At 51.5% G+C, this 15,302-nt stretch carries 16 protein-coding genes, 1 tRNA gene and 1 other RNA gene; 16 read left to right on the plus strand and 2 right to left on the minus strand.

The genetic code is table 11. From position 1 onward, the window contains the following. The first annotated feature begins 58 nt into the window (after positions 1 to 58). From AC3WJN_RS10820 to AC3WJN_RS10865, 10 genes are all read left to right on the plus strand, one after another. Positions 59 to 147, plus strand: a tRNA-Ser gene (locus AC3WJN_RS10820). Further along, the gene (locus AC3WJN_RS10825) at positions 119 to 526 is read left to right on the plus strand and encodes a hypothetical protein (RefSeq protein ID WP_005830562.1); all 408 of its coding nucleotides are present in this window, start codon (positions 119 to 121) and stop codon (positions 524 to 526) included. The genes AC3WJN_RS10820 and AC3WJN_RS10825 overlap by 29 nt, the downstream gene beginning before the upstream one ends. Before the next feature lie 668 nt (positions 527 to 1,194). Then, on the plus strand, positions 1,195 to 1,782 hold the full coding sequence (locus tag AC3WJN_RS10830; RefSeq protein ID WP_007776268.1) for a sulfurtransferase TusA family protein: 588 nt from the start codon (positions 1,195 to 1,197) through the stop codon (positions 1,780 to 1,782). Between the two features lie 13 nt (positions 1,783 to 1,795). After that, the gene (locus AC3WJN_RS10835; RefSeq protein WP_007776271.1) at positions 1,796 to 2,956 is read left to right on the plus strand and encodes an MBL fold metallo-hydrolase; all 1,161 of its coding nucleotides are present in this window, start codon (positions 1,796 to 1,798) and stop codon (positions 2,954 to 2,956) included. A gap of 14 nt (positions 2,957 to 2,970) precedes the next feature. After that, positions 2,971 to 3,195, plus strand: coding sequence for a sulfurtransferase TusA family protein (locus AC3WJN_RS10840; protein WP_007776275.1), 225 nt, complete (start codon positions 2,971 to 2,973; stop codon positions 3,193 to 3,195). Between the two features lie 324 nt (positions 3,196 to 3,519). Further along, the gene (locus AC3WJN_RS10845; protein ID WP_007776291.1) at positions 3,520 to 4,308 is read left to right on the plus strand and encodes a sulfite exporter TauE/SafE family protein; all 789 of its coding nucleotides are present in this window, start codon (positions 3,520 to 3,522) and stop codon (positions 4,306 to 4,308) included. An 88-nt stretch (positions 4,309 to 4,396) separates the two neighbouring features. Further along, positions 4,397 to 4,888: a DsrE/DsrF/DrsH-like family protein gene (locus AC3WJN_RS10850; protein ID WP_005830548.1), complete on the plus strand. Its 492-nt coding sequence runs from the start codon at positions 4,397 to 4,399 to the stop codon at positions 4,886 to 4,888. A 110-nt stretch (positions 4,889 to 4,998) separates the two neighbouring features. Further along, a complete protein-coding gene (locus AC3WJN_RS10855) occupies positions 4,999 to 5,265 on the plus strand; it encodes a metal-sensitive transcriptional regulator (RefSeq protein ID WP_005830547.1) in 267 nt (88 codons plus the stop codon). A 21-nt stretch (positions 5,266 to 5,286) separates the two neighbouring features. Further along, complete coding sequence (locus tag AC3WJN_RS10860) at positions 5,287 to 5,676, plus strand: rhodanese-like domain-containing protein (protein WP_005830545.1); 390 nt, start codon at positions 5,287 to 5,289, stop codon at positions 5,674 to 5,676. A 293-nt stretch (positions 5,677 to 5,969) separates the two neighbouring features. After that, positions 5,970 to 6,605 carry an NAD(P)-dependent oxidoreductase gene (locus AC3WJN_RS10865; protein ID WP_005830543.1) on the plus strand — a complete coding sequence of 212 codons (636 nt, stop codon included), beginning with the start codon at positions 5,970 to 5,972 and terminating at the stop codon, positions 6,603 to 6,605. Positions 6,606 to 6,688: 83 nt separating this feature from the next. Here the strand turns inward: AC3WJN_RS10865 and AC3WJN_RS10870 are convergent, their stop codons facing one another. Next, entirely contained in the window at positions 6,689 to 6,997 is a 309-nt protein-coding gene (locus AC3WJN_RS10870; protein WP_007776298.1) for a DUF4870 domain-containing protein, read from the minus strand. A 239-nt stretch (positions 6,998 to 7,236) separates the two neighbouring features. On the opposite strand from AC3WJN_RS10870, the gene AC3WJN_RS10875 reads away from it, so the two are divergent. Next, positions 7,237 to 7,824, plus strand: a complete 588-nt coding sequence (locus tag AC3WJN_RS10875) for a class I SAM-dependent methyltransferase (protein ID WP_007776301.1) — start codon at positions 7,237 to 7,239, stop codon at positions 7,822 to 7,824. Between the two features lie 22 nt (positions 7,825 to 7,846). Continuing rightward, complete coding sequence (locus AC3WJN_RS10880) at positions 7,847 to 8,503, plus strand: DedA family protein (protein ID WP_007776306.1); 657 nt, start codon at positions 7,847 to 7,849, stop codon at positions 8,501 to 8,503. 51 nt (positions 8,504 to 8,554) lie between these two features. Here the strand turns inward: AC3WJN_RS10880 and AC3WJN_RS10885 are convergent, their stop codons facing one another. Further along, a complete protein-coding gene (locus AC3WJN_RS10885) occupies positions 8,555 to 9,451 on the minus strand; it encodes an EamA family transporter (RefSeq protein ID WP_007776309.1) in 897 nt (298 codons plus the stop codon). A 222-nt stretch (positions 9,452 to 9,673) separates the two neighbouring features. On the opposite strand from AC3WJN_RS10885, the gene AC3WJN_RS10890 reads away from it, so the two are divergent. The 4 genes from AC3WJN_RS10890 to dnaX all read left to right on the plus strand — a co-directional run bounded on the left by AC3WJN_RS10890 (position 9,674) and on the right by dnaX (position 15,266). Beyond that, entirely contained in the window at positions 9,674 to 11,446 is a 1,773-nt protein-coding gene (locus AC3WJN_RS10890; RefSeq protein ID WP_007776312.1) for an HD domain-containing phosphohydrolase, read from the plus strand. A 55-nt stretch (positions 11,447 to 11,501) separates the two neighbouring features. Then, positions 11,502 to 11,766, plus strand: an RNA gene (gene ffs / locus AC3WJN_RS10895) — signal recognition particle sRNA large type. Positions 11,767 to 11,996: 230 nt separating this feature from the next. Next, complete coding sequence (locus AC3WJN_RS10900) at positions 11,997 to 13,427, plus strand: PAS domain-containing sensor histidine kinase (protein ID WP_007776315.1); 1,431 nt, start codon at positions 11,997 to 11,999, stop codon at positions 13,425 to 13,427. Between the two features lie 129 nt (positions 13,428 to 13,556). Then, positions 13,557 to 15,266 carry a DNA polymerase III subunit gamma/tau gene (gene dnaX, locus AC3WJN_RS10905; protein WP_007776318.1) on the plus strand — a complete coding sequence of 570 codons (1,710 nt, stop codon included), beginning with the start codon at positions 13,557 to 13,559 and terminating at the stop codon, positions 15,264 to 15,266. The last annotated feature ends 36 nt before the right edge of the window (positions 15,267 to 15,302 follow it).

Here is a 15,302-nt window from a genome sequence, read left to right on the forward strand (position 1 = left end):
CTCTTGCACTTTTTTCTCGGATTTGCTATAGTTAGTAATGTTTCTGACAAACAAATATGGAGAGATACCCAAGTGGTCATAAGGGGACGCACTCGAAATGCGTTAGGCGTCGTGAGGCGTGCGTGGGTTCGAATCCCACTCTCTCCGCTTACAAAGTGGCTCAACGGATAAATCCGTTGGGTCATTTTTTGTTGGAGTAGAGCGCTCCCGGAGAAACAAGCAAGCGCGAATATGTGAAAATACGTTGTGGATCTCACCGACAGAAGAAAGAATCCCGGTTCGTGAAATAGTTGAAATCTATGAACAAAAAGAGAAAATGGGGGAATTGTCTTCTCCTTCTCATGGCGGGAATTTAAGTCGTATCCGCTTCATAGTAGAGACGATAAATTACTTTGAAAAACGCTATGCGAAGCCATATCAAGAGGTCGTAAGCGAAAAAGGAAATCCGGATGACTCCGAGGATTGGATTTGGGCGAGGGAAGGAAAGGAATGGAAATCCCTTCTTAAAGAGATTGGTGATTTATGATCGGCAACCCTGCCACAAATTTGGAGGTTTTGAAAAAGACTTTTGGACATGCGATACAATTTATACATGACACGGACGGCACAGGCATGCGAAGCTCGATATTCGCCCAACGAGCAACCATTGTCTTTTCCGACAACTCCAGATTATATGTAACGGAAAAGCTTAATAAACAGCATCAAACCCGATTCCCTAATTATTATTACAATGACTTGTTCTCCATTGTCGAGGGCATATTTTTGTTTTACTTATTGCCGAACAAATCCAGCATCAAATGAATGTCAAAAGGACAGTGAACGAAAGCTGTCTTTTTTGTTTCCTCACCTCCTGCAAAAATAAGGCCCACACCATCCCGCCTCATGCGTCCGCACATACGTTCACGCAAACTGTTTGTCTACCACGTACACATCCGTTTCCTCCGCAGACAAATCAACAAAATGCCGGAATGGACGGATTCGTGACAGCCGCCAGCAACAGCCCGCCAGCCGTCACCTGTCACCCTTGCACCGGACAACACCCCCTTGCCAAAAACAAAGCGAATCCCTGTTGACAAAGAAAACCTCTGCACATATTATAATACCCATAGGGGTATATGTATAAAACAGACGCTGTAAACCGAAACCTGTCTTTCAACCAAAAACCCCATTCAAAACGCAAGGAGGAAACACAGCATGTCTGCACAAGCACGACCGAATTTTTCTGTCGATAAGGTTTTGGACTGCAAAGGGCTGGCTTGCCCGATGCCTGTCGTCCGCACCAAAAAAGCGATGGAACAAATCGCTCCAGGCCAGGTCATTGAGGTGCAAGCTACTGACAAAGGTTCGCTCGCTGACATGAAGGGCTGGGCAAACAATACCGGGCACCACTATTTAGGCTCGATCCAGGAGGGTGATGTTATGAGGCATTTTCTCAGAAAAGCCAGTCCGCAGGAGACGAAGGCAGAGAGGAAATACCCGTACACGATCACGAACGAAGAGCTGCAAGCCAGGCTTCAATCCCCGGAACCGTTTCTGCTGATAGACGTGCGTGAACCTGCCGAATACGCGTTCCAACGGATTCCTGCGGCCAAATCAATACCCCTAGGGGTATTGGAGCAGCATCTCGATGAGCTGCCGACGGACCGCGACATGTTTGTCATTTGCCGTTCTGGCAACCGCAGCGATCTGGCGTGCCAGTTGCTTGCGGGCAAAGGCTTTTCCCGTGTCAAAAACGTCGTTCCGGGCATGGCTGGTTGGGGTGGCCCGGTAGAAAACCAGTGAGGGGGAGATTGGCATGAGCAACCTGCAACACCAACAAACAAAAGTGAAAAAAATGACCGCGCACGAATTGACCCGGCTGCTTTTTGCGCAGGAGGAGCTATTCATTCTCGACGTGCGCAACAGAGAGGATTATGAAAACTGGCGCATCGAAGGCCACCGGGTCGAGAGCGTCAATGCCCCGTATTTCGAGCTGATGGACGGAGTGGAAGAGATCGTCGGCAAGCTCCCGGTGAATCAAAAAATACTCGTGGTCTGCGCCAAGGAGGGCTCGTCCGTTTTCGTGGCGGAGCAACTGGCGGAAACGGGACTGCGTGACGTGTACTACCTGCAAGGCGGGATGAAGGAGTGGAGCGAGCATCTGGAGCCTGTCAAAGTGGGCGACTTGCGCGATGGCGGGGAGATTTATCAATTTGTCCGCATCGGAAAAGGGTGCCTGTCCTATATGATCGTCTCCGGCCAGGAAGCAGCCATTGTCGATTCCGTGCGCATGACAGGCGTCTATGAAGCGTTTGCCAAAGAGCGCAACCTGACCATTACCCATACGATTGACACGCATTTGCACGCCGACCATATATCAGGCGGCAGGAAGCTGGCGGAAAGCGCAGGCGCTACGTACTGGCTCCCGGAAAAAGACGCGGAGGAAGTCACGTTTGCATACGAAAAGCTGGAGGAAGGCAAGGTCATCCAGGTTGGTACGACCAGCATCTCGATTTTGCCGATCTATTCCCCGGGACATACAATCGGCAGCACGTCCTTGCTTGTAGACGACACGTACTTTCTCACAGGCGACATTTTGTTCGTGGCATCAATCGGGCGGCCCGATTTGGCTGGCAAAGCGCAAGATTGGGTAGGAGACCTGCGCGACACCTTGTATAATCGTTATCAAGGGCTGTCCAAAGAGCTGCTGGTTTTGCCCGCTCATTTTGGCAGCTATGTCGAGCTGGGGCCGGATGGAGTCGTATCAGCGCGCTTGGGCGATTTGTACCGAGACAATCCAGGCTTGAACATTGCGAATGAAGCCGAGTTCCGGCGCGTCGTTACCGAGCAGTTGCCGCCGCAGCCTAACGCCTATCAGGAAATCCGTCAAGTCAACATGGGCAGATTGCAGCCGGACGAAGAAGAGCAGCGTGAGATGGAAACGGGGCCGAATCGTTGCGCCGTTCACGATAAATAAGGGGGAAAACAGACATGGCAGATATCGTCGTAGATACAAAAGGTCTCGCTTGCCCAATGCCGATTGTGAGAGCGAAAAAGGCGCTGGATACGCTGAAGCCGGGGCAAACCATGGAAGTGCTTTCGACGGACAAAGGATCGCTCCAGGACTTTACCGCATGGGTGAAGCAGACCCATAACGAGCTGGTGGCTCATGAAGTAGAGAACGGGGTGTACAAGTTTTTGGTGAAAAAGCTGTAAGCGAAAAGACTAAGCGGGCACGCGCAAGAAGTGTTCGCTTAGTCCTTATTTTCATAGACAATGCGAACGCCGAGGTGAGGGTAGACTTCCTCGCGAAAATGGCCGTTGGGGCAAATTTTTTCGCAAAGCAGGTTGTTGCGCTGGGAGCGCAGCGGTTCTTTGCAAGTGGGGCAGCGATGCTGAAAAATGGTTTTTAAATAACGGACCATTTATATCACCTTAATCACAGTTATTTACTTGGTTTTATTTTACCTGACGAGTGAGCATTTGAAAAGTGGCTAGGGCATTCCCGTGTCATTTTTGCGTGGAATGCGGGGAGGACTTATGGACATCTTGCTGTTTTTACTCATGATTACTCTTGGCTTTGTCGGTTCCTTTTTCTCCGGGATGCTGGGGATTGGCGGAGCGATCATCAACTATCCATTGCTTCTGTTCGTTCCGGCAGGGCTTGGACTCGCTCATTTCTCCGCGCAGGAGGTATCGTCCATCTCGATGTTCCAGGTGTTTTTCGCGTCCCTGTCCGGGGTTATTGCTTTTCGCAAGCGCAACGGCAAAGGCTCGCCTCTGGTGCACAAAGGACTTGTCAGAGACATGGGAATCAGCATTTTGGTCGGAAGCCTCCTGGGCGGCCTGACTTCCAAGTACATGTCAGGCGACAGTATCAACCTGGTGTACGGGATTTTGGCTGTCGTCGCCGTCATTTTGATGCTGAAAAAGAACAAGGGGACGCAGGAACAAGCGGATGAGATCGAATACAATCGCGCCGTAGCGATTCCGGCAGCCTTCGTCGTGGGAATTGTCTCCGGAATTGTGGGAGCGGGCGGCGCCTTCATCCTCATTCCGATCATGCTGACGGTTCTCGAGATTCCTACACGCGTCACCATCGCTTCGTCACTGGCTATCGTATTCATTTCTGCCATCGGTGGTGTCGCAGGCAAGCTGTACGCGGGGCACATCCCGTTGCTTCCGGTGTTGTTCACGGTCATTGGCAGCATCCTCGGAGCGCCGCTTGGCAGTATGGTCAGCGCCAATATGGACGTCAAATATTTGCGCTATGGCTTGATCGTGCTGATTGCTGCGACGGCCATCAAGGTTTGGAGCGATATTTTGTAACGCGAAGAAGAGGTCTTTCTTTTTAAGGAAGCTTCTTTTTGTCCGCTTGAATACCTATAGGAGTAATAGTATAAGGGAGGATTCTGCAATGATGGAAAACCAAAACCAGAAAGAAAAAACGACGATTGTTCTGTTCAGCGGCGATTTGGACAAAGCGATCGCAGCGTTTATCATCGCAAACGGGGCAGCCGCCTACGACCACGACGTGACGATTTTCTTTACCTTCTGGGGCTTGAACACGATGCGCAAGAACGAGATCGTCAAGGTCAAAAAGGGCTTTTTGGAGAAAATGTTTGGCTGGATGATGCCGAGAGGGGCGAAGAAGCTGGGGCTGTCCAAAATGAATATGCTCGGGATGGGCCCGGAAATGATTAAGCATGTCATGAAAAAGCACAACGCCCTGACGCTGCCCCAGCTCATTGAGCTTGCACAGGAGCAAGGAGTCAAGCTGGTCGCCTGCACGATGACGATGGACCTGTTGGGGTTGAAGCAGGAGGAGCTGATCGACGGGATGGAGTACGCGGGCGTGGCAGCCTACCTGGGCGATGCGACACAGGCAAAAGTCAATCTGTTTATTTGAACGGACAATTCGAAGGGACAAAGCATGCGCGCTCGCTTGACAAAGCCTGCTTTTCGCATAAGATACCTGTATATGTATCCGCGATCCTAAAAACAGGAGGAGGACTTCACATGGATTACAACTACGGTGACGATATCAAAAGACGTTTGCGCAAAATTGAAGGACAAATCCGCGGCGTGTTGAAAATGATGGACGAGCAGAAAAGCTGCAAGGAAGTAGTCGCTCAGTTGTCTGCAGTCCGCAACGCGTCTGACAAGGCCATCGCGCAGATCGTAGCAGAGAACTTGCAGCGCTGTCTGCTGGAGGAGCAGGCGAACGGCGGCGACACGAGCAAGATGGTAAAAGAAGCGGTTGAGCTTTTGGTGAAAAGTCGCTAATTCATTAGGAAGGATGTTCACATGGACTTCACGACGATTTTGCTTATTATCGCGTATGCTTTGACAACCTGGTATTTGATCTCCCGCTTCATGCCCGTCAAAGGGCTGGAAAATTTGCGGGCAGAGCAATTCAAGGAACGGGTAAACCAAAAAAGCAGAGTGATGCTGATTGATGTGCGCGAGCCGCATGAATTTAAAAACGGGCACATCCCTACGGCTGTTAATATTCCCCTCTCCCAGTTGAACAACAGAGTGAAGGAGATTTCTCCGAAAAACGACATTCTCCTCTACTGCCGCAGCGGGCTGCGCAGCAAGCAGGCGGCAAAAATTTTGAAGAAACACGGCTTTACGCAAATGGCGCACCTCCAGGGCGGGCTGATTACCTGGCAGGGGCCGACAAAACAAAAGTGACGCTACGAATCAGGGCATCTGCCGCATCCGGGCAAAAAGTGAGGCTGTAAGCAACATTCAGCAGCCGCATTTCCGGGTAAAGCAGATGCTTTTACATACAGGCGTACAGGCGGGAAAAAACAGTATTGACAGATGACTTTGTTGTAACTAAAATGATTACAACAAGACGAGCAAGTCCAGGCCGCAAATTTTTTTGTGCACGATGTAACTGTTTTAGTTACAACAAAAAGCGGCCAATCGCTTATATTCGCACGCATGACCACTCATTCTATTTCGATGGAGGGAACAAAACGATGAAAATTGCAATTGTAGGCGCAAGCGGTAAAGCTGGTAAGCTGATTATGAAGGAAGCATTGGATCGCGGGCATGAAGTAACGGCGATCGTCCGTGACGCGTCCAAAATCGACGAGCCAAAAGCAGCCGTTGTGGAAAAAGATATTTTCGCGCTGACAGCAGCAGACTTGAAGGACTTTGACGCAGTGGTGAACGCGTTCGGCGCTCCTGCTGGCAAAGAACATCTGCATGTCGAGGCTGGCAATGTTTTGATCGAAGCGATGAAGGGCGCTCCGGCGACTCGCTTGCTCGTAGTTGGCGGCGCAGGCAGCTTGTTCGTCGACGAAGCGAAAACGACGCGCGTGATGGAAGCGCCTGATTTTCCAGAGGCGTACCTGGCGACTGCGCAAAATCAGGGAGAGAACCTTCGCATCCTGCAAGCAACGGAAGGGATTCAATGGACCTTCATCAGTCCTTCCGCCTTCTTCGATCCTGAGGGCGAGCGAACAGGCACGTACCAGCTCGGAAAAGACCACCTGCTGGTCAACAGCAGCGGACAAAGCTATGTGAGCTACGCGGACTACGCGATTGCGGTACTCGATGAAATCGAAAATCCGCAGCATCTGAACCAACGTTTCACAGTCGGTTCCAAATAATAAAAGACAAGCAGGCAGCACAGCAAAAAGACCAGCGACCCTAAAACGGGCGCTGGCATTTTTGCGTTTGACACGGACTAGGCTTACCCCACGATCGAACCGATGACCGGGTAACGGAACGGTCGGCCTTGCAACGAATAGATGATCCCTTTGATCGGGTAGTAAATCGCCATCAAGCCAAACACGATCAAAAACGGAATCCCGATCAGCACGAAGGAGAGAACCCAGGAAATGCTGATGAGAATACTCATGAACAGATGGAACAGCAAGGCTTGGAGAGCCATATTTTTCGCGTCGCGTTCTTGCATGAGCAGCCAGACGACGATGGGCACCAGAAACGGTGCGAAAAATGCGCTGGCGTGAGTGATTGCTTTTACCCCTCTATAATCCATGGAATAGTCCTCCTCGTCTTGTGTGACGAATGATCTTGTTGACCTTATTGTAACGCACATGTCGATCCCATCGTAACCATCAAAAGCGTGATCTGTAACTCCGACCCCAGACGGAGGCGTTTTGATTTCCAAACGTTTACTGTTATAGTATTAAGAAAATCTTTCGTTTTTGGAAAGATAATTCTAAATGTTTTCTGGATATGATGAGAGGTAAGGAAACGACGAAGGGAGCGTCTTACATGATGATCGATTGTCATCATCCGGTTAGCATCAAGGACCGGCTGATGTTTTTCTATAATTTTTTACAGTCACCCGGGCAAGTAGGTAGCATTACGCCTAGCTCCCGAGCGTTGGCAAAGCAGATGATGAAGCCGATTGACTGGAGCCAGGCCCATACGATTGCAGAGCTGGGCGCGGGTACAGGGATTTTTACTACCTGGATCGAGCAGATGAAGCGGCCGGAGGCGACACTGGTTTCCTTTGAAAAAGAAAACAAAATGCGCGAAAAGCTAGAGCAGCAATTCCCCAACGTGCTTTTTCATGAAGATGCGGTCGATCTGACCCGCGTGCTGGGTGAAGCCGGTTTGGGCAAGGCTGACTGTATTGTGTCGGGGCTGCCGTTTGCCAACTTCCCGCAGGAGCTGCGCGATCAAATTATGGATGAAGTATATGCTGCGTTGAAGCCGGGCGGGGTATTTGTCACCTTTCAATATTCGCTCCAGATGAAAAAGCAACTGTCCAGCGTGTTTGAAAACATGACTGTGAAGCTCGTTCCGCTCAATCTGCCGCCGGCATTTGTCTACGTCTGCCGCAAAGGGCACGAGTAGCAGCCGGATAGGAGGACAAGCGATGATTGTGGAGATGCTGACCGAATCGGTTGGTCAGTTTGGCTATTTTGCCCTTTTTTTCATGTTATGGCTAGGGATTGTCGGAATGCCGATTCCGGATGAAGTGATTGTGCTGTCGGCGGGCGTATTGACCTCGCTCGGAATCTTGAATGTGTTTCCGGCTTTTGTAGCGACCTATCTGGGGGTTGTCTCCGGTCTGTCGCTCGGATACGTGCTGGGGAGATGGCTCGGCGCTCCGGCGCTGAACTGGATCGGCAAGAAAAAAGGGATGCACAAGTACGTGGACCGGGCGCAGGCGCTGCTGGACCGTTACGGCAGCTACGCCTTGTGCATCAGCTACTTTTTGCCTGTCGTCCGGCATGTGGTGCCGTATTTGGTGGGCATCGGAAAAATGACGTTCCGCCGTTACGCCCTGTTTTCCTACACGACGGGACTTGTCTGGACGCTGGTTTTGTTTTTCGCCGGCAACCTGATGGGCAACAACGTCGAGCATCTCAACGCATTTGTGGGCATGTTCAATCAAACGATGATCGTGGCAGCGGCAGGTCTGCTTATTTTGGCTGCCATCAGCTATTACGGATATTCGCTATGGAAAAGACAAAGGAGCCAGGCTCCAGGTGCGGCCTCGCTGACGGTAAAACGCGAAGGAACCGAATAAAGAAACCCATCCCGCGCAGATTTTTCTGCACAGGATGGGTTTTTTGCGTATTCAGCGGAGGGAGGAACTGCGCTGTTTTTGCCTTTGGCGCTGGCGCAGCCACTCCGGGAGCACGATTCCGAGCAGGATGACGGCGACGCCTGCCACCTGCAGCGCCGATACGGACTCATGCAGGATGATGTACGAAGAAAATACTGCCATAGGCAGCTCGGCCGCACCGAGGATCGCAGCCATCCCCGGTCCGGTATGCGGAATGCCGAAGTTGAAGCAGACTGTCGGAATGAAGATGCCGAAAAGGGCCAGTAAAAATACGTACGGAAACAATCCGTCCAAAAGCGAGCCGTTCCAGAGAAACACAGGCGTGTAGACGAGCGCCGCCAGCAAAAACGACCCGGTAGACATGCTCGCGCTGCGCACCCACGGATTGACGCTGACCGCAGCTTTGCCGCTGAACAGCAAAAACAGCGTGTAGGAGACGCCAGAAAGCAGTCCGAGCACCACACCCATGATGTGAAATTGGGCGATTCCGCCTGTTTCCCATACTCCGCCGGCAAGCAATGTTCCGAACAGCAGCAGGACAAGCGAAAACAGCGTGGGCTTATCCGGAATCCGCTTGGTCAAAATCGCCTCGGCCAGCACTCCCATCCAGGTGAACTGAAACAGCAGGACGATCGCAATCGAGGCCGGAATGAAGCGCAAGGCATTGTAGTACAAAATGCCCGTGGAGCCGACAGCCAAGCCGACGCCGACCAGAAGCAGCAGTTGTTTTTTTCCCGGTTTTGTCCGCAGGAAAAAGAGAGCGGGTATCCAGGTGAGGACGAAGCCGAAGAACATCTGGCCGCCGATGACTTCTGCCGGGGAATACCCTTGACCGTAGGCAAGCTTGACGATTGTCGACAAAATGCCGTAGCTGCATGCCCCCAGAAAAACAAGAAAAATATATCGCATGGGATGGATCTCCTTACTATTAGAAAGTAATTCTTAGCTAGGATAATATGCATGAGACAGCTTTGTCTATTTGTGTGATGAAAAGAAGCCAAATCTGGTAAATTAAAGGTTTACGTTTCGTGCTAACGCGGTAATAGGGATAAGGACGCAAAATAAGCATACCCAACAGCAGAAGGTATAGCTTTGTGAGCGCGATCAACCAGAAGAAAAAGGGGGAGGCTTGTGTTATTGAAGTTGAAAGACCGATTATTTGCAACCTTTTTATTGCTGAGCCTGTTCCCCATCCTGCTCATCTGTTTTCTCTTCTACAAGGAAGCCCAGAAGGCAGTTTTTGAGCAATACGAAACGAGCATCGGGGGGCATCTCGATTCTGTTGACAGGCGGCTGAACACGATTTTTCAGACGATCCAACACGACACGAATCAGTTGGCAAACGATCCGGTCTTGCGAATGTCAATACCCAAGTCTCAGGAGAATCGACTGGAGGACCCTCTCGCCGCAAACGATCGGGAAGCTCAACGAAGCAAGGTACGGGATGCCTTCGAAAATTTTACATACTTTCGCAATCTGATCCGCAACGTACATTTTGTGCGCGATGATAAGCAAGTCATTTCCTTGCAGCCGGAGGATGGCTGGGAGGAGAAGCGACAGCCGTCGGAGTTGAAAAAAGAGGCGTGGGGGACCGGAGAGAGCCAGATTTGGCTGCTCAGCCGCACAGATGAACAAGGGAACCCGAAATCGCTGTTTGTTTCGCAGCGCGTGGAAGGCCACAGCGAAGAGGTGTCAGGACTCTTGTTCGTTGAGATCAAGCTAGACGAGCTGGCCAGTTGGGTGAACAACAGCCCGATCGCCAAGTACAACAACCTGATGGTGCTGATGCCTTCCGGGAAAATATTGGTTCACCCGGATATGGAGCTGATCGGGAAAAACGTTTCCGTAGCGCCCGAGTACGGAAGCCTGAGCAAGCACTTGCTCGAATCCGAGGAGAAAAAAGTGTTTGCTGTCCACCTTCGCAACGAGAGTGTGTACGCGTACCATCAGACGTCGCCAACGAGCGGGATCACCTATGTGGAATGGCTGCCCGACCAGGATATCGCCAATCGGCTGGAACGGATGAAATTCATTTTGTGGTTCACGATCTGTCTCGTGGTCATCTTCTCCGGTTATGTGGCCCACCGCATTTCCCGCTGGATTAGCAAGCCGATCTACACGCTGGTTGACTCAACCGATGCTTTGTTAAAGGGCGACTTTTCCATACGCGTACCGATTGAAGGCATGCGCGAGATCACGTTTTTGGAAAAGAAGTTCAACATGATGGCGGCCCAGATACAGTCGCTGATCGAACGGGAGCGGGAATACTCCCAAAAAGGGCTCGATCAGATTGTCCGCAGCTTTTACTTGGCGGTGGAGATGAAGGACCCTTATACAGCCGGGCACACAGAGAGGGTGACCCAGTACGCACTCATTATTTACGATCAAATGCTGGACAAGGAGCAGCTTGGATTTACCCGTGATGATTTGCGCTATGCCGGTCTGATGCACGATATTGGCAAAGTGGCGATTCCCGATCACGTGCTGCTGAAAACGGGCAAGCTCACCTACGAGGAATACGAATTTATGAAGCGGCATCCGTCGATTGGGGCCGATATCGTGGAGCAGATAGAGAGCCTGGCTCATGTCAGTCCGGGCATCAGGCACCATCATGAGCGCTGGGACGGAAAAGGCTATCCGTACCAGTTGAAGGGAGAAAATATTCCCCTGATCGGCCGAATACTGGCAGTCGCCGATACGTTTGATGCCATGACCTCCACCCGTTCCTACCGCAATGCCATGTCGGGAAAAGAGGCGTACGAGGAAATCATGCGCTGCAAAGGAACCCAGTTTGATCCGGAGATCGTCGCCATTTTTCAAAGGGCGTATTTGAGCGGCGCCATTCAGGTGCCACAGCCGACCGAAAACAGTGACAGTATTGTCAAGGAAAAAGCCGCTACCTAGTATTGGATGGCTTTTCACCTTGCTATCGGCTCGTATCTTTGGTATTCTAATCGTACCGTGCTAGACGGGGAGGTTGCGGTGCCCTGTAACCTGCAATCCGCAATAGCAGGGTTGAATTCCTATCCTAGGTTTTCTTATGTGAGGCTGCCTTATGGCGGCGGTGTTGAGGAGCGGGTCCTGTGCAACGCGAACCCATGAACCTGGTCAGGTCCGGAAGGAAGCAGCCATAAGTGGATCATCGCGTGTGCCGCAGGGTAGCCTGCTCTGAGCTGCTACCATGAGTAACGCTTGGATAAGAATTATCGAAGATAGGTGCACGGTACCTATACGAACGTTCAATAGCATGTTTCCTGCGGGAAGCATGCTATTTTTATTTGCCGATCCATATATTTTTTGTTGGAATTTGACGATAACTAGCGAAACATTTCTCTGGAGAGGTTTGCCTTGGAGGGCAGGTGTTGAGCTTTTTTTCACGAAGTTTCATAATAGTTGAGAAATGACATGGGTTTCTTTGCTCATGAAGTACGTCATAGGCCAGGAGGGACAAGCTGTGAGTGCACCTTTTTCGTTACATCTCGTTGGCTCGTCCGGACGATTGCAGCGGTTCATGCATCAACTGCCTACTGCCGTTTTATTGGTGAATCAATCGGGTAGTATCGTGGAAGTAAACGAACAACTGCTTCGTGTTACCGGATATTCACGCGATCAGCTTATCAAGCAACCCGTAGCGACCATTCTCCCTTATCAGGGCTCCATGGAGCAGATGTACGAGGAGCTTTTGCAAAGAGAAGAGGAGACGGGAGCGAATGTGGAAGTAGAATGGCGTGACAAACAGGGGAAAAGCAGGAAAACGCCTGTGATGATACTGGTTCAGCAAGCAGAGAATCCCTTGTACTTGGTTCATTTTTACCAATTGGCTAAAGAAACCGATCAGGTCTTGTCTCAGCGGCTCATGACCAAGCTGACCTACGATACGAGCATAGGGCTGTTTATTCTCGATGAGCGTTCGCGCATTGTCGAGGCCAGTCAGACAGCCTGCAAGCTTTTGGGGATGGAGCGGCTCAATGTCATCAACAAGCACGTGGATGAAGTATTCAGCGGGATTCCGGAGCCGCATCGGCTGATTAAAAAAGAGCTTCTGGAAGGCGTGAAGCTGCAAAACGTCGCGACGTCCTGGACGAATGACAATCAGCGCTATGAGCTGATCGTCGACGCCAATACGCTGCAGGACGAGTCGGGCAAAACGGTCGGAGCTTTTATCCTGTTTAAAGACATTACCAACCTGCGTTCTTTTGAGCAAAAAATCGAGCGGAACGAGCGGTTGGCGATGATCGGGCAGATTGCCGCTGGCACGGCCCATGAAATTCGCAATCCGCTGACCTCCATCAAAGGGTTTTTGCAGATGTTTCTCAAGTCTTTTACCGACAGCGGCATGGATCGGGAAAAGACTTATACGGAAATCATGCTGACGGAAATCAATCGGATCAATTCGCTGGTCAGCGAGTTTTTGCTCCTGAGCAAGCCGCGTGATATTCAATATGCCATGGTCGACCTCAATACGGTTTTTGATGAAATCATGCCGATTGTCGAATCGCAGGCACTCCTGTACGGAATCGAAGTTCGGTTCACCTCTCGCGGCAAGCTTCCGATGGTAGTGGGCGATACCGAGCTGCTGAAGCAAGTATTCATCAACATATGCAAAAACGGAATCGAAGCGATGGGCGAGCAGGGAACTTTGCAAATTTCCCATCATCTCGACCAGGACGGAGACAAGATGAGCATCGACATCCACGATACAGGGCCGGGTATTCCGCTCTACATTATCGACAAGATTTTCGATCCGTTTTTTACGACAAAAGAAGAAGGGACAGGGCTTGGCTTGTCTGTCTGTCAAAAAATCATCCACGACATCGGCGGCCAGATTCGCGTGTCGTCCAAAGGGTACGGGACGACCTTCCACATCATGCTGCCGTATCTGTAAAGGTCCAGTCTCGACAAAAGCGTCCCGCACACTTGTGAACGGGGCGTTTTCTTTGTATGAACGGTACCAATCGTGTATAATGAATAGGATATGGAAGAGGACTGTGCAGATGGGGAGTGTCACACGAACATGGCTTATACCGCGCTATACCGCGTATACCGGCCGCAGACGTTTCAGGATGTAGTCGGACAAGAACATGTGACGATAACCTTGCGTAATGCTTTACGCGAAAATAGGCTTTCTCATGCTTATTTGTTCAACGGTCCCCGAGGTACGGGAAAGACAAGTGCGGCCAAAATTATGGCCAAGGCAGTGAACTGCGAGCAGCCGATTGATGGCGAGCCGTGCAATCAATGTGAGACATGCAAAGCGATTTCCAATGGTTCGGTAACTGATGTGCTGGAGATCGACGCCGCCTCCAACCGCGGGGTCGAGGAAATCCGGGACATTCGCGATAAGGTGAAGTTTGCTCCGAGCGACGTCAAGTACAAGGTGTACATCATTGACGAGGTGCATATGCTGACGACAGAGGCATTCAACGCCCTGTTGAAAACGCTGGAGGAGCCGCCTTCCCACGTCATCTTTATTTTGGCCACGACAGAGCCGCACAAGCTGCCGGCAACGATTATCTCCCGTTGCCAGCGCTTCGATTTTCACCGGATTCCGTTAAAGGTGATGGTCAATCTGCTGCAGCGGATTTGTCAGTCGCAAGGAGTGCAGGTCGAAGAACAGGCCTTGCAGCTCGTGGCGAAGATGGCGGAGGGCGGGGCGCGTGACGCGCTGAGCTTGCTGGACCAGGCGATCAGCTACAGCAAGGATCAGGTGCGCGCCAGCGATATCATGCAGATCACGGGTACGGTGGCCCAATCGTATTTTTCCGTCCTCGCGAGATATATTGCCCAAAACGATGTCGCGCAGGTGATGGAACAATTCGATCGGGTAATGGTGCAAGGAAAAGACCCGGAGCAGTTCTTGCACGATTTTCTCTACTATTACCGCGACATGCTGTTGCTGAAAACAGCGCCGCAACTGGAGGAGATTGTGGAGCGAACCATGATCGACGACCAGTTCCAGGAGGTTGCCAAGCTGTATTCTTTGCCAGCCCTGTATGCGACGATCGAGACGTGCAACCAGGCGCTGTCCCAGTTGAAATGGTCGACGTATGCGCGGGTGCTGGTGGAGCTGACACTGGTGAAGCTGTGCCAGCCAAACGCCCAGGTAGCGGCGGCGACAAGCGGAACGGCGCCAGCGGTCGGCAACGAGGAACTGACCGTTATGGCGACACGGCTCAGTACTTTGGAGCAGCGGCTGAATCAGGTGCTGCAAGGCCAAGTCAGCTTGCCCGGCCAGCAAAAGTCCGAGGAGCCGCGCAAAAGCGAGCCGAGACGCGTGGTAGCAGCCGCAGGCGGCGGTTCGCGAACACCGCTCAATCGCGTCAGGGAAGTAGCCAAGGCGCTGGATGAGAATTTGACCAGACAGGTTCGGGGGCAGTGGAGCCAGATTTTAACCGAGCTGAAAAAGATCAAAATCCAGTATCAGGCGTGGCTGGTCAACGGTCAGCCTGTAGCCGCCGGGAACGATGCGGTGATCGTCACTTTTTCCAGCGCGATCCATTGTGATAAAACCATGGAGCCTGAACTGAAGGGCGTCGTGGAGCGAGTCATGTCTACTGTGCTGGGAAGGCCGTTGCAACTGTTGTCCGTCATGGAGGAAGAATGGCAAGGCATCGACCAGCAGGCGGCAGCGCAAAAAGACGGCCCGGCCACAGAGCAGGAAGATCCGTTTCTGGCAGAAGCGATCAAGCTTGTAGGGGAAGGACTCATAGAAGTAAAAGACTAGCCAGTCCAAACAATCGACAATCATAGGGAGGATACC

Source organism: Brevibacillus sp. FW306-2-1A-C05A (assembly GCF_058781555.1).